The sequence below is a fragment of the Halosimplex salinum genome, assembly GCF_003730195.1.
Taxonomy (GTDB): Archaea; Halobacteriota; Halobacteria; order Halobacteriales; family Haloarculaceae; genus Halosimplex; species Halosimplex salinum.
In genome coordinates, this window is the sequence record NZ_QWGG01000002.1 from 95,420 (window position 1) to 116,682 (window position 21,263).

Sequence of the window (21,263 nt, forward strand, 5' to 3'; positions counted from 1 at the left end):
GTTAGCGGACCTTCAGCGCGTACTGCCCGGGTTCGGTGACGCCCATCTCTTCGGCGATGCGACTGCGGTCGGGGTGACCGATGACGACGTAGCCCGCCCAGTCCTCCGTCAGCGACGAGGAGCCACACGAGATGCAGGTCTCGGCCTCCTCGGAGTCCTGCACGCGGTGGCACTCGCGACAGACCAGTCTGTCGGCCATCAGTCCTCACCCGCTTGCGCCGCCTCTCGCTTCTGACGGTCCTCTTCGAGCCAGCCGTGCTTGCCGAGGCCGACCTGTTTGGCCGTGAGGCCGATCTTCGAGTCGCGCGGGTTGCGCTCGTCGATGCTCTTGGTGACGATCCGCGCCCGGACGGCGTCGCCGACCCCGAGCGTGCGGTTGGAGTCACGCGAGGAGAGCATCTGCCCCTCCTCGTCGTAGGCGAGGTACTCGTCGGAGATCTGCGAGACGTGGAGCAGGCCGTCGACCGGCCCGATGCCGACGAAGGCGCCGAAGTTGACGACCTCGACGATCTCGCCGTCGACGACCTCCTGCATCTTCGGATCGAAGGTCAGCGCGTCGAACTCGGCGGTGAAGTAGACCCCTTCCTGCCCGGGGACGACCGCGCCCTCGCCGATATCGTGGACGTCGATCACGGAGACGACCGATCCGACGTCTTCGTCCATTCGTCCTTCCAGCTTGTCCTGCAGGAGCCGTTTGACCAGCCCCGGCGTCACCTCCGCCAGGTGTGCCGGCGGAACTTCGACCGTGTCGCGGAGTGTAACCCGTTTGTACATGTTATGGTTGAGTGACTGTGAGTTTGTTCTCGGCCCGTAAACTAATTACCGGAACGCTCGCGTCGAGCAGCCGGCGTTTGAGGGGGCCGTCGTTCGTGACCGCGTGTGAAACGTCGTCGCGCTCGGCGAGCGCGAGCACCGCGTCGTCCGCGTAGTCCTCGTCGTGGGCGACCGACTCACAGCGGTCGCGCGCGAGGTCCAGCCCGACGCTGGCCGCGGTGGCTTCTTCGCCCGCCCCGTCCGCGAGTTTCGCGAGTTCGTCGAGGACGGCCTCGGGGACGAGCAGTTCGCTCTGGCCTCGCGGCTCGTCGCCGCTCGGCGTTTCCGTCGCGCTTTGCGCGACGCCCCCCACCAGCCGCTCCAGTTCCTCGAACACGCGAACGTCGCATTCGACGGGCATCATCAGTGCGTTCGTGTCCATGACGACCTTCATTCCCGCAGCGTACCGATCCCGATGAGCCGCCAGCGGCCGCCCAGCCGTCGGTTGATGGCGATCTTCGCGCCCTCGCGGGCACAGACCGGGCGCTGGAGCGCGACCTCGGCCTCGCCGCCGCGCGCGCTGGTGACCGAGCCGACCGTCGTGGCCGTGCCGATGGTCATCATCAGCGGCTCGCCAGTCGAGATCTCCTCGACGTCGCCGGCGTCCTCGCCGACGATGCGGTCGAGCAGGTCCACGTCCATCGTGAACTGCTCGTGGGTCGGCGGGAGCGTCCCCGGCGGCCCCGCGACCTGTCCGGCGAGCGCGTCGCCTTTCGTGATCGACGGGTCAAGCCCCGTCCCGACGCCGAGCAGTCCACCGGGCGTGGCCGTCTCGACGCTCTGACCGCCCGCCTGGAGCGACCTGACCGTGGTCTCGACGGGCTGCCACTCGGACTGGCCGCCCTCGTCGACCTCGCGGCCGGGGCGGAGCTGGATCTCGTCGTCGGCCTCGAGTTCGCCCCGGACGAGCGACCCGCCGAGGACGCCGCCGAGCAGCGAGCCCCACTTCGTGCCGGGCCGGTTGATGTCGAAGCTCCGCGCGACGAGCATCTCCGCGTCCGCGTCGGGGTCTCGGTCCGGCGTCGGGATCTCGCGCTCGACCGCGTCGATGAGGAGATCCATGTTGACGCCCTGCTGGGCGCTGATCGGGACGATCGGCGCCCCCTCGGCGACCGTGCCCTCGACGAACTCCTGGATCTGTTCGTAACTCTCGCGGGCCTGTTCGGCGTCGACCAGGTCGATCTTGTTCTGGGCGACGACGATGTTGTCGATCCCGATGATGTCCAGCGCCATCAGGTGTTCCTCGGTCTGTGCCTGGGGGACGGGCTCGCTCGCGCTGACGACCAGGACGGCTCCGTCCATGATCGACGCGCCCGAGAGCATCGTCGCCATCAGCGTCTCGTGGCCCGGAGCGTCGACGAACGAGACCGTGCGGAGCACGTCCGTCTCGACGTCGTGCTCGCCGCAGGTCTCCTCGACAGTGTACGCGTCGGGGACGTCCCCGTCCGGACACTGGCGGAAGGTCGCGTCGGCGTAGCCGAGGCGGATGGAGATCCCGCGCTTCATCTCCTCCGAGTGCTGGTCCGTCCATTCGCCCGACAGGGCTTGCACCAGCGTCGTCTTGCCGTGGTCTACGTGACCGACGAGTCCGATGTTCACCTCCGGTTGTGTGTTCGTCGTCATCTGGAGAGTAATCTTGGGGAATCTTCGCCCTCTGCGACTGATAAACCTACTGTTTGCGCTCGTCGCGGCCCGCGAAACGCGCTCGTACACCCGCTCGTCGACCGGTCCGACGGGTCAACGACCGAGTTCCGCCTCGACTTCCGCCGCGAGCCGGTCGAATCCACCCGCCGACGGTCCCTTTCGGATGTACTGCGCGCCGCGCTCGCGGGCCCGCTCGGCGACCGACTCGTCGCCGACGCCCGTGAAGAGCACGAAGGGGACGTCGGGATACGAAGAGCGGACCGCGTCGAGCAGCGCGAGCCCGTCCATCACCGGCATCTCGTAGTCGCTCACGACGCAGTCGACCGTCTCGTCGAGCCGCGCGAGCGCGTCCTCGGGGTCGGACGCCGTCCGGACCGCCACGTCCTCGAGCTGCCCCAGATAGGCGCCCGCCAGCGCTGTCAGCTCCGGGTCGTCGTCCACGACCAGCACGGTTCGCGTCTCACAACGCCCGGTCGACCGGAAACTGGGGCCCGTATCGCTCGATGCACACATCGTTCACGTCTTGCGAGTACTCCAAAGTAAGCGGACGCGAGCGTTTTCGCTCGCTGAAACTACCCCGCCGTACTGACAGAAATGCTTCAAAAAACCGCTTCAGGGAACCCTTTTGGGGAGTGGTGGCAAACGATCGAGTATGAGCAGAGCACGAGACGAGGCCGGCGAGGAGGCCGACGCCGACGCGGCGGCGGTCGACCCCGCAGAGGCGTTCGGCGTCGTCGCCAACGAGACCCGCCTCGACATTCTGGAGGCGCTCTGGCGCGCCGACGACCGCCCCGTCTCCTTCTCCGCGCTCCACGACGACGTGGACATGCGCGACAGCGCGCAGTTCAACTACCACCTCCAGCAGCTCACCGACCAGTTCGTCGCCAAGACCGACGACGGCTACGACCTCCGCCACGCCGGCGCACAGGTCGTCCGCGCTGTCCGCGCGGGCACGTTCACCCGCCAGCCCGACGTCGACCCCTTCGAGGTCGAGGGCGCCTGCACCCGCTGTGGCGGCGGCCTCGAAGCCCGCTACGCCGACGAGCAGTTCCGCATCGACTGCGTCGACTGCGGGAAGTCCCACGGCGAGTACGAGTTCCCCCCTGGGGGACTGGTCGACCGCACCGACGCGGAGATCGCGACCGCCTTCGACGAGCGCGTCCGCCACCTCCACTGTCTGGCAGCCGACGGCGTCTGTCCCTCCTGCGCCGGCCGCATCCACACCGAGATCGTCCGCGGCGGCGACTGCTGTCTCGACGTGTCGCTGCGCGCCGAACACGTCTGTGAACGCTGTCGCAACGAACTCTGCTCCCCGGTCGGCCTCGTCCTCCTCGACGAGTCGGTGGTGACGGCGTTCTACGACGACCACGGCATCGACCTGTCCTCACGCCCCTACTGGACGCTCCCGTGGTGCGTCGACGACGAGTACACCACCGTCGATAGCGTCGACCCCTGGCGCGTCACCGTCGAGATCACCCTCGCCGACGACCGATTGACCGTCACGCTCGACGGAAACCTGGACGTGGTGGATAGCGACTGCGTCTCCTGCGACGGGTAAGATCGTCCTATCGACGAGTGGACGTTCGTTCGCCGGTCGAGTTTTCGTTCGATCCAGTCGCTATCTGCCGGATTCGCCGACAGTCGTTCCGGGCGACCTGTCGGCAGAAATCCTCTCTGAAAGGGTCTGAGAGGGTAATTCCCCGCTGGCCTCGTTCGGGGCCGAAAACGTTATCTCACCGTAAGAGAACATTACTACAATCGAGTACTAACGATGCGAAGGGGTGCACATCGGGAGATAGGGTGGCGAGAGTGGCGTGCGCAATCGAACGTCATCGCCGTGGTACTACTTGCAGGATTGATCGTCGCGGGGGCGACGGTTGTCGTCGTCGCGGGGTCGACGGCGATAAACGAGGCGCAGAGCGAATCTTCCTACGAGGCCGCCGAGCAGTCGATGCAATCGCTCGGATCGGAGATCGAGCGAGTGTCTCAGGGGAAAGAGACAGCGAACGTCGAACTCAATGCTCTCCGTGACGGGTCGGCGAAGGTAGACGAGACTGCAGGTGAGATGACTGTCTCGATCGTCCATCAGGACTCCGGAGCGACGGACTCTGTCACGTTGACGCTCGGTGAGATCCAGTACGAACAAGACCAGCGAACGCTCGCCTACCAGAACGGTGGGCTCTTCGAAAAAACCGGCAACGGATCGTCGGTCGTCTCACCGCCGAAAGTGAGTTACAGAGCAGCAGGAGACGGATCGTCACTCACGGTCCCCATCGTCGTCGTTTCAGGAAAGAACGTCGACGACCGGGTGACGCTACGGAGAACGAGCGTCGAAGACGTCCTCTCACGTCTGGATGGGAACCCGAAAACCGCGGCCGACGATTCGGTCAACCCACTTACACCGGGGACAGAGGTCCGCATCACAATCGAGAGTGAATACTATCGGGCCTGGGGGAGCGCGTTCCGGGATCAGGTCGGAACCGACGTCGACTACGACTCAGACAACGAGCGAGTATCGTTCACGCTCGAAGGACCGGCAAAGACGGGCGCGACTATCTCCCGGGCCGTGTTCTCGTCTCGCGGCATCGGCTCACACGTCGCCAAGTCGGCGAGTACGACTTGCTACGACCCAACCGGTACGACGAGTTGTTCAAGTGGCGATGTGTATCTCAAATCTGCAGAGGGGGGGCTTACGAACTGCTTCACGATCGAGGGAGACTTTGTCGTGGAAGAATTCCCCGACAGCAAGAAGATATACGGTTCAAGTTCGTGTGGTGGTGTGAATGTTGAAGGGGAGACACTTCTGGGCGAGCGCCGCTCGTCGAGCTCCGCCTATTCGATAGAGAACGATGTCACCTTTGAAGGGTATACTAACATCCGTGACACAGTCACGTTTCCCAACAGTGGGGTGACGTTCGAGGACGACGTGCGGATCGACGGGAAGGTCAAAGCGTTCCGGGGAGTCACGATCGAAGAGTCACTCTACGTCGAGCCCAATCCGAGTAGCAACGAACTGAAGATAGAGGACGGTACTGAAATAAAAGGAGACCTCGTCGTCAACGGGCGCGTCAGGATCAAAGGCACTGTGACAGTCCACGGAGACATCTACGTCACGGATCAGGTGAAGGTGACCGGTGGCGCGCAACTTCGGGATTCGAGCGGGAATCCCAAATCGTCGACAGAGATCCACGAGAACCTGCCAGAATCGGACGTCAAGGACAAGATGAGCGACGGCCTGCAGGATATGGTCGTCTCGGACCAACCTGAAGAAGTTGACATTACGAATGAAGAACCGAGTGTCGGCGACAGTGCGTCGGACATCTCTTCAGGTACTCTCGACTGCGACCCCGACGGGACGTCGGAGTCCTGCACACTCGACGATGGAACGTATAAACTGAATCACCTGCGCCTGGGACAGGGCGACGACCTGACACTCGACACGAGAGACGGGGCCATCAAAATATACGTCGAAGAAAACGTCGATATTCCGAAAAATGCCGAAATCAACGTCATCGGGAACAACGACAACCGCGTCGCGGTGTTCGTCGAAGGTGCCGGAACGAGCACCTCGCTGCATATGGACGGTGGTTCATCGACCGACCCGGATTCGGGCGGTGAGGTTACGACGCCAAGCGACAAGGCGGCAAAGTTCTGGGTGTATCTGGATCCCGATGACGAAGTGAAGATCAAGGAGCACGCCGTCTTCACAGGTGTGATCTACGGTCCCGGAAGTGGGAGCGACGGCGACGGGACCGACGTGTATCTAGACAAACATGCAACAGTACGAGGAGGTATCGTTGCGAACTTGGAACACTTCACGAACGACGCGACCATCGAGTACGACATGACGCTGAAGAACGAAGCGGCGCTCACGATTGGTACATCGAAGAAAGGTCGAATCGCGTACCTCCGAACGTCTGCTCGCGTCGTCTCGGTCGAAGATTGAAAAGTCGACCGCCGTCAGAGAGGGCAGTGACAGGATCTCGTCGCAAGTAATTCCGCAATCGCGCTTGGAGACTTCGGGGACGCCAGAACAAGATAGCTACCGCAATTCGTAATCGATCTCCGCGTGTGAGATGACAACCCGGTCCGTCGCGACGATACAGGTGACGTATCCCGGTTCCGGCCGCTTGCACGCTGGACGACCGGCGAGCGGTGCGCTGGGAGGGCGGACCATATCGCCGACACTCTCGTTAAGTTGGCGCTCCCACACGTCCACTCGGTCGGGAACGCTCTGGACAGTCACGTTCAGTCGCACGCTATCTCCGGACTTGCTAGTCAGCGACTCGGCTGTGCTGCCGTTCAACATTGCGTTGACCTGCTGAGTGCTCCCGCCGACGCTCTGGACGGAGGCGTTCGTCTCGACGACCGGGATGACCGCACGATGGTCGGAGATAGATACGAGCGGTTCGTTGACGGCGACCGAACCTCGCGCCTGGTCACGGACGATAAGTGTGTTCTCGTAGGCGATCGCCACGTCGTCGGTCTTGTAAACGATCGGCCTGAACGTCCGGTTGGTAGCTACTTTCGTGCCCCCACGGTTGGCCGTGACGTTGACGATCGTCGGCGCACCGGTTTCGAGCGTCGCCGATTCGAGCGTGAGCTCCGTATTGCGACTCGTGGCCGTTCCGTAGTACAGCGCTTCCATGTCGGCCGACACCGACTGCATCGCGAACTCGCCGCTGTCGGCGACGGTCGCCGACTGCACCTCGTCCAGAGCGGTTACCCCGAACGTGACGACCGACCCGATGGCCAGGATGACCGCCGAGAACACCAGTACGTAGCCGATGAGTTCGCTCTGCCCGCGCTCGCTCGATCGGAGGGATTCCTCACGCATGCTCGATCACCACTTCGTCGGTGGCATCGACGTACGTGACACGGAGAGTCCCGCCGTTGACCCGTACGGGACGCAGGTCCGAATCGGCGGTTCGAACGGGCACCGTAACGTTCGTGTTGGAGTCGACAGCGTCGAGATAGAGCGTGTACCGGCCGGCGTCTCTGTCGTCGACGAGTACACCGACCTGGTACTGCGACCCCGCCGCACGCTGGGGAAACTGTCGCGTTATCGCGGCCGTCTCCGGGACCGCTTCGGTCTCGTTGAACCGGTCGACGTTCATGACCGTCGAGGCGAGTTGCTGGCCGACGACTTCGAGTTGCTGGCGGGCGGTGTCCTGGCGCTGGTTCTCGACGAGCGACTCCGTCCCGAGAACGAGCCCCGTCGTCAACGTGAACGCGAGTGCGATGATGAGGACGTACGAGACTGCCGACGATACTGCGCGGTCGTCCATCATGATATCTCCCGATGTGCGATGTCGATGTTGGTCTCGTAGGCGACCGTCCCCGAGTGATAGCGATATCTGACGCGGGCACCGAACAGAACTGGTTCTGCGGTCGACCGGGTACCGGCTGCGAATTTCGAGTTGAGAGTCGGACTCCCTTCTGTCGGTGGTTTGTCGACGATCATCCAGTACTTCCCGAATACTTTCTCGCCGCGAGTGAAGTTGAGCGTGTACTTGTGACGGCCAGGATCGATCGGGGTCAACGCATCACAGTCGTCTCCGTTAACCGTGCCATTGTGGAGATGGATCGTGGCCTTTTTCGAAGAAGAACTCGAGACTTCATCTCTATAGCAGGTTCGAACAGTATCGGTAGGGCTTCTACTTCTGATGATTAGCTCCTCACCGGACGGCCTGCTGAAATCCTCGTACACGACAAAACTCCAGTTTCCGCCGGCGGCCGCCGGCGTATCGAGACTCATATTGAATGCTTCTTCGGGTTGATTCCCGCCCAGTATGTTATTGACCACTATCGTCGCATTTCTCAGTTCGACGTTCTCGGCGGGATACCAGTAGTCCGTTCCCCCGGTTCCACCGCCCGCTGGCTGCGTAAATTTCTGGAACGGCTCTACCTGTTTGAATCGCGTCCCTTCGATGAACATCCCCCCGCTCGGTGGTTCCGTCACGTTGACCATCCGCCCTCGACTCGCGTAGTGGGTATTGGTCTCGTTCCCAATCGGGAAGAGGACTGATTTGAACTGTGCCCGGCGATTGCTGGGTGCGTAATTTTCGAAGACGTATCGGAAGTGTCTGGTCAGGTCGGTGTCGACCGAGTCGCGAACTGTGATCGCATCACTACCGCGGACGACCTCGCTTTCCTGGCTGGCCAGAGTTCCGGTGTAACTGCTCGACGTGAGGACGACGGTCAGACCGATGAGCGCGACCGCCAACACGAACGCACCGGCGAGCAGGAGTTGCCCACGCTCTATCTCCCTCGATTCACCGAACGCTACCCCTGCCATGCGACCACCTCGACTTCGAGAACGTTGTACAGTTCCGTGCTCGGACTCACGTCTTCGGCGTAGAACGTCCCTGGATTCGAAACGTCGCGATCGTACAAGGTCAGAGTCGTCGAACTCCGAACGGCCCCGTCGCCGGGCGCACCGTTGTAGATGAAGCGTGTTTGCTGGTGGCCGTCCATCGGCTGACGGTGATAGATGAGAACGTTAACTGTGACCGTCGGTCCGAGTCCCTGCTCCAGCGCGGTCCCGAAATCGTTCGACGGATACGAACCGGTGTACCATTGCCCGGCCGACCCCGAGAAACCGGCGCCACCCCAGTCGTTGACGAGCGCCGTTTGAAGTTCCCCGTTTTCGGCCGCCGTCGTGAGAATGCTATTGACCATCGTCGCATCGGCGGGTGCTTCTGTCGCCCCGCTCGTCGACGGCGTGAGTACCGTGGCTTGCAGTGCGAACGCGATCCCCGCGAGCACAACCAGTGCAGCCAGCAATCCCTCGAGTGCGAACAACTGCCCCCTCTCTTCCGTCGTGTACTTGTTGTCCCCGATCATCTTACCACGTCCTGACGACGACGAACACGTCTCTACCTTCCAGTCGGTCGAATCTCGTGGCCGTCACGTAGTTCTGGTTCGCGGTCGCACTCGACCCGCCAGTGAACGACGTGTCTGCAGGATCGCCGCAGTTCGCGACACGGGCCAGCGTCTCCGCACTCTGGTCCCAGCAGAGCAGGTCACGAACGCCGTCACCGTCGATGTCTCCCTCGATCGTCACGTTGAGTGGTTGCGTCGAGGCACGTACCGAATCCTCCGATAGCGAGTTTCTCGTTTCGAATCCACACTCCGCAGTGTTACGGAAGTACGCTATCGTGCAGACCCGACTCAGACCTCTCGATGAGTTCGACGCCGCCAACGACGTCCCGACGAGGTGGTCCGCGACACGCTCGGCTGCGAGCTTGTCCTCGTTGCTGACCCCCGCATCGTCGTTTATCGATCCGAACGCCGTCGGCACGAACACCAGCACGCCGAGCACGACGACCAGAAAGAGGGTCACACCGATCGAGAAGTCGAAGACTGACTGTGCCCGTTCGGTGAACCCGACCCGCCGTCCGCCACTGTCCCGTTCCATCAGTCCCTCGGTCGCGAGCGACGACTACCGGCCGCCAGCGACCCCTCCGTGAGTCACGTCGGCGTCCGACTCCCGGCCTGCGGGTCCCAGCCCGCATGCCCCCATGTCGTCACCCCTGTTTGTCGTATATGACATAGCTTAACAGATTTACATAGTTCTTTCGCCATTTCGATGCGGATACTGGCCAGTTACTCCACTTCGGTCGCCGCCAGTGAACGTCCGTCGCCAGCGGACGGCCGCCGCCAGCGGGCTTATATCCGCTCGCGCTAACGCCCGGACGTGCAGGAGTTCGCGTTCGAACTCGCGCTGTGTGCCCACCTCGAGCGGCCCGACCGCGTCGTGGGTCGACAGCTCGGCGCCGCGGTCCACGGTCGGCGAGTCGCCGACGTGGTCTGCGTCGAGCCGGGGCCCGAGTTCGACCGCCGTGCGGCCATCACGCCCGAAACGATCCCGCCGCTGGCCATCGAGAGCCGGGTCGGGCCGGGCACCGCGCGGTCGGTCACTGCGGCCTTCGATTGCCACCCGGACCGCGCTCGCGCCGTCGCGGAGCGGGCGGTCGAACTCGGCTTCTTCGAGCGCGAGCGCAGCGGGTCGAGCACGGCGGTGCGCCAGACCGTCCGCTACCCCGACTGGTTCGACTCGCTGGTCGGGATCGAGAACAAACCGGACCTCGACCGCCCGGGCGACCTGCGCGACCAGTTGCGTATCGACGTCTCACTCGGGGTGTTCGACGAGGTCGTCCTCGCGACCGAGACGTACGTCACCGGCGCGCACCTCAACCGGCTCCCAGCGGAAGTCGGGGTCTGGCGGTTCGACCCCGAGACGGGCGAGCGGGAAGTCGTCCGCGAGGCCGAGCCGCTGGCGACCGACGAGCCGGGCATCGAACTGCTCGACCGCGAGCCCGGACGGACAGACGTGCGGCCCGCGACGGTCGCCGAGAAGCGGCGACAGCGCCGCCGCATCGCCGAGCGCGCCTACGGGAAGGGCTGGCGGACCTACGACCTACCGGACTGTGCGCGCTGTGTCCCCGACGCGGCAGAGCCGGCCGACCACGCGGACGCGGGGCTCCCGTGGTGCGAGTGGAAGGCGAAACTCGTCCGGCCGGTCGCGGACTGCGGGCCGGCGTGTCCGGCGTACGAACCGGTCGACGAGGCGGAGAGAGACGATGCGGAAGCGGACGAAGACGAGGCGAAAGAGACGGAAGCGGAAGCGATCCGGGCGCGGCGGAGCGCGTGGGAGCCCGACCCGGCCGGCGTCGCTCGGCGGCAGTCGGGGCTGGGCAGATTTCTGGAGTGAGTCACTCGTCGGCGGGGTCGACGGCGTCGGCCGTGCCGTCACCGCTGTCGCCGCTGTCGCCGTCAGCCCCTCGGCTCTGCAGGTAGCGGTTGCCCCCGACGTAGACGAGCGTGAATATCAGGACGAACGCGGCCGTCTCGGCCAGTGCCACCTCGCCGTCGAGGACGAGCTGGATACCGGCGTACGCGGCGGTGGCAACGGCCGCGACGACGGCCGTCGCCGCGGCGGGTCGCTCGTCGATAAATTCGTCGGCGTCCACGTTCATGCCACGTTCCAGACGGTGTATCGGCATAATTGTAGGGGTCGAACGGACCGGCGCCACGGGCGCGGAACGAGCGGGTCGAACCGCGACGGTCGCCTCACTCCGGTCGCGAGTAGGCGGTGGCGTCGGCGGTCTTCCCGGAGCGGACGGCGGCGACGACGGCGTAGACGAAGGGCGTGTCGACGACGGCGACGAGGAGTTTGAAGACGTACTGGCCGGCGATCAGGGTGACGGCGGTCGAGAAGGTGGTCTCGCCGAGCAGGACGAAGCCGACGGAGACGAAGATGACGGTGTCGAGCAGCTGGCTCGTGGCCGTCGACCCGATGTTGCGCAGCCAGAGGTACTCGCCGTCGGTGTAGTCGCGGATCCAGTGGAAGACGAACACGTCCCAGTTCTGACTGACGAGGTACGCCGAGAGGCTGGCGGCGACGATCGCCGTACTGGACCCGAGGACGCTCTCGAAGGCCGCGAGATCGATCTGGCCGGGGGCGGCCTGCGGGAGCGCCGGCGCGGCGATGGTGCTCCAGACGAGCACGAGGAGCACGGCGTTCATCACGAAACCGACGTTGACGACGACGGTGGCGGCCTTGCGACCGTACAGTTCGGCGTAACAGTCCGACGCGAAGAACGTGACCGCGTACGCGAGCGCCGCGCCGGGGAGCACGAGCGACCCGCCCGCGAGCGGCAGTTCGAACGGGAGGCCGAACTGCAGGAGCTTCGAGGCGGTCACCTGCGCGGTCACGAGCGCCGTGACGAACAGTCCGATGAGGCCGACCTGGACCGGCGACGGCGCGGGGCGGGCGTCGGTCACGTCTCCTCCTCCAGTCGCCCCTGCCGGGAGTCGATGTCGTCGAGCAGGTCGAGCGTCTTGCGCATCGAGGCGCGGATGGCCTCGCTCCGGTTGACGAACTTCCCGTCCTCCCCGACGTGCTCGTCCAGGTCCTCGAGCAGTTCCTGTGGCACCTCCACGCTGATCTTCGGCATGATATTATCCAGAGGCTCCTCCGAGAATATAGCTGGTTCGCTTCGGCCGGAGCCGAGCGGCTCCGGGCCCCTGTTCCGCGCACGGAGACGGTGTCCCGCTACCGGCGGTGCGTTTATTTGCGATACCGGCATAGTCGGGGCCATGCCTCGCTCGGGTGACATCTCGGCACGGGTCGCGGTCGTCGCGGCGGACGCGACGGTCCGCGACGCGGCGGTCGCGGCGCTGGAGGGGGACTCGTCGCTCGCCGTCACGACGCCGTCGGGTCAGGGACCGGACGCGGCCCGTCAGGGCGTCGAGGACGGTGCGGCCTGCATCGTCTGCGGGCCGGACGAGACGGTGTACGACGCCGTCAGGGAGACCGACCGGGCGCGACCGGTGGTCGTGCTGGACCCGGGCGGCGAGCGCGTGCCGGCGGACCTGCTCGACCGTGTGCTCGACGACCCGGTGGCGGCGTACGTCGCCGACGGCGACCACACCGAACGCCTCGTGCGCTCGCGAGTGCGGGACTTTGTCGAGCACGAGCGCGACGAGGTGGGCTGGCACCTCGCGGACCTGAGCGACGAGGCGATCGTCTCGTTCGAACTCGAAAGCTACGCCGTCCGCGAGGCCAACGACGCCTTCTTCGAGCACTGGGCGCTCGATCCGGCGGACCTGGAGGACGCGACGCTGGCGGACCTGCGCGAGACCGACATCACGCACCAGCTCCGCGGCCAGGGCCGGGGCGAGCCCGGCGAGGAAGAACTGGAGTGGATCAGAGACGGCGGGCCGGTCGAGACGTTCGTCGAGGGGGCGATGACCGGCGACTTCGAGCGCCGAGAGTGGCACTGCGCCGGCGTCGACGGGGCGTTCAAGAGCGAGGTGGAGATCGTCGCCGACCGCTCGGCGGGGATCGGCTACCTCGTCGCGACGGTGCCAGACGACGACCCGGACGCCGACTACGACGAGGCAGCGATGCTGCGCTCGGTCATGGAACACGTCCCGATGTCGGTGTACTTCGAGGACACGCGGGGCCGACACGTCCAGGTGAGCGAGGACCTCGTCGAGCCGTTCATCGAGGGGACCGACGGGAAGATCATGCACACGCCCGACGACGTCCACGGCAAGACGTACTTCGACCTCTACCCCCTCGACGTGGCCGAGGAGGCGACCGCCGACAACCAGCGGATCATGGAGAGCGGCGAGCCGTTGCGCGACAAAGAGAAACACGTCCAGCCGCCCCACGGCCGGGACCTGTGGTTCTCGACGAACAAGGCGCCGTGGTACGACGAGTCCGGCCGTCTCCGGGGGATCGTCGGCATCACCGTCGACGTCACCGACCAGAAGCGCCGCGAGCGCGAACTCGACCGGCAGAACGAGCGCCTCGACGAGTTCGCCAGCATCGTCTCTCACGACCTGCGCAACCCGCTGAACGTCGCCCAGGGGCGGCTCGACCTCTACCGCCAGTCGGGAGACGAGTCCGAACTCGACGTGATAGCGGAGATGCACGACCGCATCGAGTCGATCGTCGACGACGTGCTCACCTACGCCCGCAAAGGGAGTCGGGTCGAACAGACGGAGTGGCTCGACGGCGCCACGGTCGCAGCGCGGGCCTGGGGGAGCGTCGCCACCGCGACCGCGACGCTCGAGCAGGACTGGGAGTACGCCATCGAGGCCGACGCCGAACGGCTCGCGCGCCTCTTCGAGAACCTCTTTCGCAACGCCGTGGAACACGGTTCCACGAGCAGTCGGCCAGAGGCCGACGACGCCGGCGAGGACGTGACCGTCCGCGTCGGCACGCTCGACGACGACCCCGGGTTCTACGTCGAGGACGACGGCCCCGGCATCGAGCTATCGAACCCCGGCACGGCGTTCCAGCGGGGCGTCACCACCGAGGACGGCGGCACCGGGTTCGGCCTCGCCGTCGTCAGGGAGATCGCCGAGGCCCACGGCTGGACGGCCAGGGTCGCCGACGGCGCCCGGAGCGCCTCAGACGGCGACACCCCCGATCCGGACACGGAGCCCGCCAAGCGCGACCGTGGCGCGCGCTTCGAGTTCAGGGGCGTGCCGCGCGGCGACGACCTCTGAGTCCGGGGCGACCCTGGTGTGCCACCGTCGAATTTGTCAGTATCCGATCCGTTACCGGGAGATATTTGAATCGAACTGGCAAATAAGGTCCCAATGTCAGACCCGGGGGACGGAGCGACCCGTGTCGCCGTCGTCGCGCCAGGCGACCGGCGGACACCTCTCGTCGCGGCGCTTTCGGGGGAGAGCGGCGTGACGGTCACCGACGACGACCGACTCGACGACGCGCTCTCGGACGAGTCGCTCGACTGTGTGGTCTGTTCGAGCGCGGCGGCGTACGAACAACTCAGGGAGAGCGACGAGGCGACGCCGGTCGTGGTCGCGGCCGACCTCGATCGGGGGGACGTGGAGACGGTGGTCGGCGACCCACGGGCCGACCACGTCCGTCCGGGAGCCGACCTCGCGACGACGCTTCCGGTTCGGCTCGCCCACCTCGTCGAGGTCACGGGCTCGACGACCGCGTGGCGACTGGCGGACTTCGCGGACGAGGCCGTCGTCGAGTTCGACCCGGAGACGCTCGCGCTCCGCGAGGCCAACGAGCGGTTCTACGAGCGCTGGGGGTGGAACGAGGCCGACCTCGCGGGGTCGACGATCGAGGACCTCCTGGTGACCGACATCACGCACGAACTCCGCGGGCAGGGCCGCGGCGCGTCCGGCGAGGAGGAACTGGAGTGGATCGACGACGAGGACGCCGTGGCGTCGATGGTCGAACGGGCACGCGGCGGCAACTACGAGACCCGGGAGTGGCACTGCAACGCGACCGACGGGACCGCGTTCAAGACCGAGGTCGACCTCGTCGTCGACGAGCGCGGCGGGACCGGGTACCTCGTCGCCACGGTGCCCGAGCCATCGGACGACCGGACCGGCGACGGCCCGCTCGACCACGACGAGGCGGCCATGTTGCGCTCGCTCGTCGAGCACGTCCCGATGTCGGTGTACTTCAAGGACGACCGGAGCCGGCACGTCCTCGTCAGCGACGACGTCGTCGAGCCGTTCATCGAGTCGCCCGAGGGGAAGATCATCCACACGCCCGAGGGGGTCCACGGGAAGACGGACTTCGACCTCTACGAGATGCACCTCGCCGAGGAGGCGGTCGAAGACGACCGACAGGTCATCGAGAGCGGCGAGCCGATCCGCAACCGGGTGGAACACGCCCAGCCGCCCAACGGGAGGGATCTGTTCTACCAGACCACCAAGGCGCCGTGGTACGACAGCGACGGCGTCGCCCAAGGCATCATCGGCGTCACCGTCGACATCACCGACCAGAAACACCGCGAGCGCGAACTCGACCGGCAGAACGAGCGCCTCGACGAGTTCGCCAGCATCGTCTCCCACGACCTGCGCAACCCGCTGAACGTCGCCCAGGGGCGCCTCGACCTCTACCGCCAGTCGGGAGACGAGTCCGAACTGGACGCCGTCGAGGAGATGCACGAGCGCATCGAGTCGATCATCGAGGAGGTCCTCGCCTACGCTCGCGAGGGGAGTCACATCGAGGAGATGGAGTGGTTCGACGCCACCGACGTCGCCGCCGGCGCCTGGGAGGGGGTCGCCACCGCTGCCGCGTCGTTCGACCAGAACTGGGAGTACGCGATCAAGGGCGACCCGAGCCGACTCGCGCGCCTCTTCGAGAACCTCTTTCGCAACGCAGTCGAGCACGGCGGCGAGGACGTGACCGTCCGCGTCGGCACGCTCGACGACGTCCCCGGATTCTACGTCGAAGACGATGGCCCCGGGATCCCCGAAGCGGAGCGCGACGAGGTGTTCGAACGGGGCGTCACGACCAACGAGGACGGCACCGGGTTCGGCCTCGCCATCGTCCGGGAGATCGCCGAGGCCCACGGCTGGTCGGTGCAGGCGACCGACGGCGAGCAGCTCCCCGGCGCGCGCTTCGAGTTCACCGGCGTCACGCGCGGGGAGTAACGGCGTCACGTGCGAGCAGTGGAGGAGTCACGCGCAAACAGCGGAGGAGCCACGCACGAACAGGTCGCCACACGCTGGTAGGCGGGTTCTGACTGGTCGGCTGTCGCCGACGGAGGAATACGGACCGGGCGCGTCAGTCGGCGGCTTCGCCTTCGCGGCGCGGCGTGCGTCGGCCGCCGAGCGTGTACAGCCAGAGGATGCCGAGACCGACCATGTACGCGCCGGCCGTCGGGATGGAGAACACGAGCATCGTGAGCAAGCTGGACGGGGTGATGAAGGCGGCTGTGACGATGATAGCCATGACGACCGTCCGCCAGCGGTCGAACATGCTCTGGAAGGTGATCAGCCGGCCCCGGTGGAAGAGGAACATCGTCACGGGCACCTCGACGAGCAGCCCGACGCCGACGGTCGTGGCGACGACCAGCCAGCCGAAGTTGTTGATCCGGTAGTGGATGACCATGCTCGACTGGATGGCGTCGGCCGCCAGCCACGAGATGATCGCCGGCGCGACGTAGAGGAAGCCGAAGAGGCTCCCGCCGACGATGCCGACGAGCAGCGTCACGGCCCACACGCCGAGCAGGCGGCGGTCGCCGCCCACGAGCCCGCGCTCTTTGAGCGCCGGCCAGATGTAGTAGAGGATCAGCGGCAGCGTCGCCACCAGCCCGAGTAACGTGGCGAACTTGATCTCGAAGATGAGCGCCTCCGCGGGGTGGAGCGTCACGATGTTGGCCTGGACCTCCTGGCTCTCGGGCATCCGGCTGAAGAAGACCTCCTTGAGCGTCCCGATCCCGCCCTGGTAGAGGAAGACGAACGTCGCGGCCATGACGACGCCGAACACGGCGACGAGTCGGAACGCCCGCGAGGTGAGGCTCTCGAGGATGAACGCGATGTCGTAGTAGTAGCCGCCGATGTCGTCCTCGGTGGTCTCCTCCTCGGTGAACGAGTCGACGACGCCCGCCGTCGTCGAGGAGAGGATGCCGCCCCCCTCCTCGTCGTCCGCGGTCGCGCCGTCGCTCCCGTCGGCCGTCCCCTCGCCGCCCTCGCTCTCGGCTTCGGCGCGGGCCTCCTGGGCCTCCTGGACCTCGTCGAAGCGGTCGAGGATGGCCTGTGCCTTGTCGGGGTCTTCCTGGTCCTGGAGGGCCTCCCGGGCGAGTTCGGTCGCTTCGCCCTCGTTCATCTCCTCGAAGCGCTCGGGCGGCGTGGCCGGGATGGCCGCCGCGTCGAGAGCGAGCAGGTCGATGTCCGAGGGGGAGCCCATCGGTTCCGTGGGGTCGCGCGCGGCGTCGAGTTCGCGGAACGCGAAGGCGAACAGGCCGACGCCGAGCGCGACGAGCGCGACGACGATCCCGACGAGCACGGCGACGAGCTGCGGGTCCAGTCCCGTCGCCTCGGCGATGCTCGGGAAGGGACCACGCTGGTACTGCTCGGGGAGTATCGCGAACGCCTCGTTGACCGCGGTAACGCCGTAGCGGGCGACGACGAGGTAGCCGAGGCCGAAGGCGAGGACGACCAGCGCCGCCAGTTCGTTCCAGTGGTTGCCGACGACCAGCCTGGCCGACACCTCGTCCGCCGAGCGCCGCAGGAGTTCGGCGAAGCGGGCGAGTGCGAGGCTGAAGGCGTAGAGGCCGACGAGCGGGAGCGCCCACATGATCTGGGTGAGCGGGTCCGGCGGGGAGAAGAAGGCGCCGAACACGAAGATACCCATCACCGCGTAGCGCCAGCGGTCGCGCATCGCCTGGTAGCTGGCGATGCGCAGGTACGCCAGCAGGCTCATCACGAGGGGCAACTGGGCCGCGAGGCCAAAGGAGAGCCCGAGGAACGCGATGAACTGCGTCCACTTGACGATCGACCACGTGGGCTCGAAGCCGGCGTTGACGGCGTTCCCGGCGAGGAAGCCGAGCATGAGCGGGAAGAAGAGGTAGTAGGCGTAGGCGAGGCCGCCAGCGAACAGGACCACCGAGAGGGTCGCGGGGAAGGCGAGCTTCCAGCGCGGCACGTCCTCGGCGGGCCACCAGCCACGCGCCCGCAGGGCGTCGCGGCCGTAGTAGATGAGGACGGGGATAGTGATCAGTATGCCGACGAAGATCCCGATCTTCGCCTGCAGGAGGATCACGTCGAAGGGGGTGGTGGCGACGATCCGGATCTCTTCGTGCTGGTTGAGGTCGGCCTTGAGATTGTCCCAGACGTAGAGTCTGAGCGCGTAGAACGTCCCCATGAACCCGAACACGAAGACGAGGAACGCCTTTCGCAGGTCGTCGCGGGCGCTGCCGATCAGAGACCCGAGGGTCGCGCGACCCTGTGCGACAGTCTGCTTGGTGTCCTCGTCGATCGCTGCAGCCATCTCGGGGAGTGGTAACCGAGTGACTGTTATCAATCTATTCATCACGAGACAAACGGCGGGACGACTCGGTGCGACGAGGCGCCGAGCGGCGGTCACGGCCCGCTGTGAGGTGACGCGAAAAGAAGGCTTACAATAGGGGGGCGCAAACCCAGCGACGAATGACTGACGAGCGGCCCGGCGACTCGGACGACAACGAGGAAGCCGCCGGTCCGCCAGACGAGTCGATCCCCGGCGACCCCGACAGGCACGACCCCACGGACGAACGCCGGACCGACGACGAAGCGGGCGGCGATTCCGAGGCGAGCGGCGACGGCGGAGACGGAGATGGAGACGGAGACGGCGACGAGCCCGGACCGCCGCCCGACGAGACCTACGACTCCGACCGCTGGGACGACGAGGACGAGAGCGAGAGCGAGAGCGACGGCCACGACGGGCGCGACGCCAACCCCTCTCCCACACCCGACGCCCTCCCAGGGGTCGACGACGACGAGGCCCCCGGCGATCCGTCGGAGTATCGTGACGACGATGCCGACGACGACGCCACGGCGGACGGCGGGTCCGAGGCCACGGAGTTCGGCGGGGACATCAACCCGCACGTCGACCCGTCGACAGGCGGGCCCGCGGAGGGCGCGCCGGCCGCCCCGGAGGACGCCGGCGGGCTCGGCGGCGCACCGGACGACGAGGAGATGCCGCTGGCCCAGCACATCGAGGAGATGGTCCGCCGCCTCGGCATCGTCATCGTCGTGATGGCGCTCGTCAGCGGGCTGACGTTCCCCTTCGCCGACCGGCTCATCACCTTCCTGTGGTACTCGTTCCTCTCGGGGTCCCCCGAGGTGTGTCCGACCACCGACACCACCGCCGCGGCCTGTCCGCACCTCTTCCACCCGCTCGCGCTGATGTTCGCCCGGCTGAAGGTCGCCTCGCTGGTCGGCTTCATCGCCGCGCTGCCCCTCACCGTCTACCAGTCGTACCTCTTCATGCGTCCCGGTCTCTACCCCCGCGAGCGACGCTACTACCTCGCGTCGGTCCCGACGAGCCTCGTCCTGGCCGGCGTCGGCGTCCTCTTCGCGTACCTGCTCATCCTGCCGACGCTGTTCGTCTACTTCACCGGCTACACGGAACAGGCCGCGGAGGTCACGTTCAGCCTGACCGAGACGTTCAACCTCATCGTGATGATGCTCGGCTTCTTCGCGCTCGTCTTCCAGATCCCGCTGCTCATCATGCTCGCGGTCATGATGGGCGTCACCTCGCGGCGCTGGCTGGCCGGCCGCCGCATCTACTTCTGGGGCGGGTTCGCGACCGTCGCCTTCCTCTTCAGCCCGGACCCGACCGGGATGGCGCCTATCCTCGTCGCCGCGACGATGATCCTCCTGTTCGAGGGGACGCTCCTGCTCCTCTACTGGACGGGCGAGGCGACGACCCTGCCCGAGGCCGAGGCCGTCGCGGCCCGCCGGCCGTTCGCGTGGCTCGTCTCGGTCGTCGCCGGCTACGCGGTCAGCACCGCGCCGCTCCCGCAGGGGTACTACGACCGGTTGCCCGCCGCCCTCACGGAGACGCTCGCGCAGGTGGGCATGACCCGCATGACGCCGCTCCTGATCGGCGTCGCCCTGATCGGGACGTACGAAGGGGTACTGTACCTCTACCGTCGCTTCGGTGACAGCGCCCGCACGTACGGCCGACTCGCGAGGGCGCGCGTGGCCGTCTGGCCGCTCTCGCTGTTCGTCGGCTACCTCGGGAGCCCCGACCCCGAACTGCTCCAGCGGGTCGGCGCGGTGGACCTCGCGCCGGTCGAGGCCGCGGGCGTCGTCGTCGGACTGGTCGTCACGTTCGAGTTCGTCGTCGTCGTCCTCGACTGGTACCAGAACCGAGGGTGACGGCGACGGTCCTACTGGTCCGGCACGGCGAGACCACGTGGAACCGCGCCGGCCGGATCCAGGGGTGGGCCGACTCGACGCTCACCGACCGCGGTCGCGACCAGGCCCGCGCGGTCGGCTCGCATCTCCTCGACGACTACGCGGTCGACCGGCTGGTCGTCTCCGACCTGAAACGCACCCGTGAGACCGCCGAAGTACTGCGGGAAACGGGCCTCGACGTCGGGCCCTCGCCGTCGCGGGCGTGGCGCGAGCGGCACTTCGGCGAACTGCAGGGGGCGACCCGGACCGACGCCGCCAGTCGCCACGCGACCTTTCACCGCGAGGGGTCCCTGCTGGCCGTGCAGTCGGTCCCCGGCGGAGAGAGCCTGCCCGCCTTCGAGACGCGCGTCCGCGAGGGCTGGCGGGCGCTGGTCGACGCGGTGGACGCGGGCGAGACCGCCGTGGTCGTCACGCACGGCGGCCCCATCCGCGCCGTCCTCGCCGAGATAACGGGCCGCGACCTGTCGTCGTTCGCCGCGGACTTCTCGCCGTCGAACTGCGGCGTCACCGCGATCGAGTGCCGGACCGAGCCGTCGCTCGTCGCCCGGGACCGGACCGAACACCTCCCGGGGTGACGGGACGGACACTCGTGAAAAGGCGGCGACGCC

General features: G+C 66.5%; 21 protein-coding genes. 7 read left to right on the plus strand and 14 right to left on the minus strand.

Features of this window, described 5'->3' with window-relative positions; translation table 11 throughout:
* Position 1: 1 nt before the first annotated feature.
* The 5 genes from spt4 to D1409_RS05820 form a co-directional block, all read right to left on the minus strand.
* Positions 2–202, minus strand: coding sequence for a transcription elongation factor subunit Spt4 (spt4, locus tag D1409_RS05800; RefSeq protein WP_123535033.1), 201 nt, complete (start codon positions 200–202; stop codon positions 2–4).
* Positions 199–774, minus strand: a complete 576-nt coding sequence (locus D1409_RS05805; protein WP_123535036.1) for a DNA-directed RNA polymerase — start codon at positions 772–774, stop codon at positions 199–201. The genes spt4 and D1409_RS05805 overlap by 4 nt, the downstream gene beginning before the upstream one ends.
* Before the next feature lies 1 nt (position 775).
* Positions 776–1,207: a PIN domain-containing protein gene (locus tag D1409_RS05810; protein WP_123535038.1), complete on the minus strand. Its 432-nt coding sequence runs from the start codon at positions 1,205–1,207 to the stop codon at positions 776–778.
* On the minus strand, positions 1,204–2,436 hold the full coding sequence (locus D1409_RS05815) for a translation initiation factor IF-2 subunit gamma (protein WP_123535040.1): 1,233 nt from the start codon (positions 2,434–2,436) through the stop codon (positions 1,204–1,206). The genes D1409_RS05810 and D1409_RS05815 overlap by 4 nt, the downstream gene beginning before the upstream one ends.
* A gap of 114 nt (positions 2,437–2,550) precedes the next feature.
* A complete protein-coding gene (locus D1409_RS05820; protein WP_235853515.1) occupies positions 2,551–2,907 on the minus strand; it encodes a response regulator in 357 nt (118 codons plus the stop codon).
* A 202-nt stretch (positions 2,908–3,109) separates the two neighbouring features.
* On the opposite strand from D1409_RS05820, the gene D1409_RS05825 reads away from it, so the two are divergent.
* Together D1409_RS05825 and D1409_RS05830 are read left to right on the plus strand one after the other, a co-directional pair.
* Complete coding sequence (locus D1409_RS05825) at positions 3,110–4,015, plus strand: winged helix-turn-helix domain-containing protein (protein WP_123535043.1); 906 nt, start codon at positions 3,110–3,112, stop codon at positions 4,013–4,015.
* A gap of 213 nt (positions 4,016–4,228) precedes the next feature.
* Positions 4,229–6,403 (plus strand): polymer-forming cytoskeletal protein, encoded by a 2,175-nt coding sequence (locus D1409_RS05830; RefSeq protein WP_123535045.1) that lies wholly within the window; start codon positions 4,229–4,231, stop codon positions 6,401–6,403.
* A 96-nt stretch (positions 6,404–6,499) separates the two neighbouring features.
* Here the strand turns inward: D1409_RS05830 and D1409_RS05835 are convergent, their stop codons facing one another.
* The 5 genes from D1409_RS05835 to D1409_RS05855 are packed head-to-tail and all read right to left on the minus strand — an operon-like array spanning position 6,500 to position 9,877.
* Positions 6,500–7,294 carry a DUF7289 family protein gene (locus D1409_RS05835; RefSeq protein WP_123535048.1) on the minus strand — a complete coding sequence of 265 codons (795 nt, stop codon included), beginning with the start codon at positions 7,292–7,294 and terminating at the stop codon, positions 6,500–6,502.
* The gene (locus D1409_RS05840; protein ID WP_123535049.1) at positions 7,287–7,745 is read right to left on the minus strand and encodes a DUF7266 family protein; all 459 of its coding nucleotides are present in this window, start codon (positions 7,743–7,745) and stop codon (positions 7,287–7,289) included. The genes D1409_RS05835 and D1409_RS05840 overlap by 8 nt, the downstream gene beginning before the upstream one ends.
* The gene (locus tag D1409_RS05845; protein ID WP_123535052.1) at positions 7,745–8,755 is read right to left on the minus strand and encodes a DUF7261 family protein; all 1,011 of its coding nucleotides are present in this window, start codon (positions 8,753–8,755) and stop codon (positions 7,745–7,747) included. The genes D1409_RS05840 and D1409_RS05845 overlap by 1 nt, the downstream gene beginning before the upstream one ends.
* Positions 8,743–9,303 (minus strand): DUF7288 family protein, encoded by a 561-nt coding sequence (locus D1409_RS05850; RefSeq protein ID WP_123535053.1) that lies wholly within the window; start codon positions 9,301–9,303, stop codon positions 8,743–8,745. Before D1409_RS05850 ends, D1409_RS05845 begins: the two co-directional genes overlap by 13 nt.
* 1 nt (position 9,304) lies before the next feature.
* Complete coding sequence (locus tag D1409_RS05855) at positions 9,305–9,877, minus strand: DUF7287 family protein (protein WP_123535056.1); 573 nt, start codon at positions 9,875–9,877, stop codon at positions 9,305–9,307.
* A gap of 279 nt (positions 9,878–10,156) precedes the next feature.
* On the opposite strand from D1409_RS05855, the gene D1409_RS05860 reads away from it, so the two are divergent.
* Positions 10,157–11,173, plus strand: coding sequence for a DUF5787 family protein (locus tag D1409_RS05860; protein WP_123535058.1), 1,017 nt, complete (start codon positions 10,157–10,159; stop codon positions 11,171–11,173).
* A 1-nt stretch (position 11,174) separates the two neighbouring features.
* On the opposite strand, the gene D1409_RS05865 is transcribed toward D1409_RS05860, so the two are convergent.
* The 3 genes from D1409_RS05865 to D1409_RS05875 form a co-directional block, all read right to left on the minus strand.
* Positions 11,175–11,438 (minus strand): hypothetical protein, encoded by a 264-nt coding sequence (locus tag D1409_RS05865; RefSeq protein ID WP_123535060.1) that lies wholly within the window; start codon positions 11,436–11,438, stop codon positions 11,175–11,177.
* Between the two features lie 94 nt (positions 11,439–11,532).
* Positions 11,533–12,246, minus strand: a complete 714-nt coding sequence (locus D1409_RS05870) for a queuosine precursor transporter (RefSeq protein WP_123535062.1) — start codon at positions 12,244–12,246, stop codon at positions 11,533–11,535.
* Positions 12,243–12,419 carry a ribbon-helix-helix domain-containing protein gene (locus tag D1409_RS05875; RefSeq protein WP_123535065.1) on the minus strand — a complete coding sequence of 59 codons (177 nt, stop codon included), beginning with the start codon at positions 12,417–12,419 and terminating at the stop codon, positions 12,243–12,245. The genes D1409_RS05870 and D1409_RS05875 overlap by 4 nt, the downstream gene beginning before the upstream one ends.
* Before the next feature lie 142 nt (positions 12,420–12,561).
* Here D1409_RS05875 and D1409_RS05880 point away from each other — a divergent pair, with 142 nt between their 5' ends.
* Entirely contained in the window at positions 12,562–14,484 is a 1,923-nt protein-coding gene (locus D1409_RS05880) for a PAS domain-containing sensor histidine kinase (RefSeq protein ID WP_123535067.1), read from the plus strand.
* Between the two features lie 93 nt (positions 14,485–14,577).
* On the plus strand, positions 14,578–16,401 hold the full coding sequence (locus D1409_RS05885; RefSeq protein ID WP_123535069.1) for a PAS domain-containing sensor histidine kinase: 1,824 nt from the start codon (positions 14,578–14,580) through the stop codon (positions 16,399–16,401).
* A 133-nt stretch (positions 16,402–16,534) separates the two neighbouring features.
* Here D1409_RS05885 and D1409_RS05890 read toward each other — a convergent pair whose 3' ends face one another.
* Positions 16,535–18,742, minus strand: coding sequence for a twin-arginine translocase subunit TatC (locus D1409_RS05890; protein WP_123535071.1), 2,208 nt, complete (start codon positions 18,740–18,742; stop codon positions 16,535–16,537).
* A gap of 158 nt (positions 18,743–18,900) precedes the next feature.
* Here D1409_RS05890 and tatC point away from each other — a divergent pair, with 158 nt between their 5' ends.
* Together tatC and D1409_RS05900 are read left to right on the plus strand one after the other, a co-directional pair.
* Complete coding sequence (gene tatC, locus D1409_RS05895) at positions 18,901–20,616, plus strand: twin-arginine translocase subunit TatC (protein WP_123535073.1); 1,716 nt, start codon at positions 18,901–18,903, stop codon at positions 20,614–20,616.
* Complete coding sequence (locus D1409_RS05900) at positions 20,613–21,230, plus strand: histidine phosphatase family protein (RefSeq protein ID WP_164471583.1); 618 nt, start codon at positions 20,613–20,615, stop codon at positions 21,228–21,230. The genes tatC and D1409_RS05900 overlap by 4 nt, the downstream gene beginning before the upstream one ends.
* Positions 21,231–21,263 lie beyond the last annotated feature (33 nt).

What these genes read in the sequence shown, in the direction of transcription:
- D1409_RS05805 (WP_123535036.1), bottom strand. Translation starts at nt 774, where the DNA reads ATGTACAAACGGGTTACACTCCGCGACACGGTCGAAGTTCCGCCGGCA.
- D1409_RS05810 (WP_123535038.1), bottom strand. Translation starts at nt 1,207, where the DNA reads ATGAAGGTCGTCATGGACACGAACGCACTGATGATGCCCGTCGAATGC.
- D1409_RS05815 (WP_123535040.1), bottom strand. Translation starts at nt 2,436, where the DNA reads ATGACGACGAACACACAACCGGAGGTGAACATCGGACTCGTCGGTCAC.
- D1409_RS05825 (WP_123535043.1), top strand. Translation starts at nt 3,110, where the DNA reads ATGAGCAGAGCACGAGACGAGGCCGGCGAGGAGGCCGACGCCGACGCG.
- D1409_RS05830 (WP_123535045.1), top strand. Translation starts at nt 4,229, where the DNA reads ATGCGAAGGGGTGCACATCGGGAGATAGGGTGGCGAGAGTGGCGTGCG.
- D1409_RS05835 (WP_123535048.1), bottom strand. Translation starts at nt 7,294, where the DNA reads ATGCGTGAGGAATCCCTCCGATCGAGCGAGCGCGGGCAGAGCGAACTC.
- D1409_RS05840 (WP_123535049.1), bottom strand. Translation starts at nt 7,745, where the DNA reads ATGGACGACCGCGCAGTATCGTCGGCAGTCTCGTACGTCCTCATCATC.
- D1409_RS05845 (WP_123535052.1), bottom strand. Translation starts at nt 8,755, where the DNA reads ATGGCAGGGGTAGCGTTCGGTGAATCGAGGGAGATAGAGCGTGGGCAA.
- D1409_RS05850 (WP_123535053.1), bottom strand. Translation starts at nt 9,303, where the DNA reads ATGATCGGGGACAACAAGTACACGACGGAAGAGAGGGGGCAGTTGTTC.
- D1409_RS05855 (WP_123535056.1), bottom strand. Translation starts at nt 9,877, where the DNA reads ATGGAACGGGACAGTGGCGGACGGCGGGTCGGGTTCACCGAACGGGCA.
- D1409_RS05865 (WP_123535060.1), bottom strand. Translation starts at nt 11,438, where the DNA reads ATGAACGTGGACGCCGACGAATTTATCGACGAGCGACCCGCCGCGGCG.
- D1409_RS05875 (WP_123535065.1), bottom strand. Translation starts at nt 12,419, where the DNA reads ATGCCGAAGATCAGCGTGGAGGTGCCACAGGAACTGCTCGAGGACCTG.
- D1409_RS05880 (WP_123535067.1), top strand. Translation starts at nt 12,562, where the DNA reads ATGCCTCGCTCGGGTGACATCTCGGCACGGGTCGCGGTCGTCGCGGCG.
- D1409_RS05885 (WP_123535069.1), top strand. Translation starts at nt 14,578, where the DNA reads ATGTCAGACCCGGGGGACGGAGCGACCCGTGTCGCCGTCGTCGCGCCA.
- D1409_RS05890 (WP_123535071.1), bottom strand. Translation starts at nt 18,742, where the DNA reads ATGGCTGCAGCGATCGACGAGGACACCAAGCAGACTGTCGCACAGGGT.
- tatC (WP_123535073.1), top strand. Translation starts at nt 18,901, where the DNA reads ATGACTGACGAGCGGCCCGGCGACTCGGACGACAACGAGGAAGCCGCC.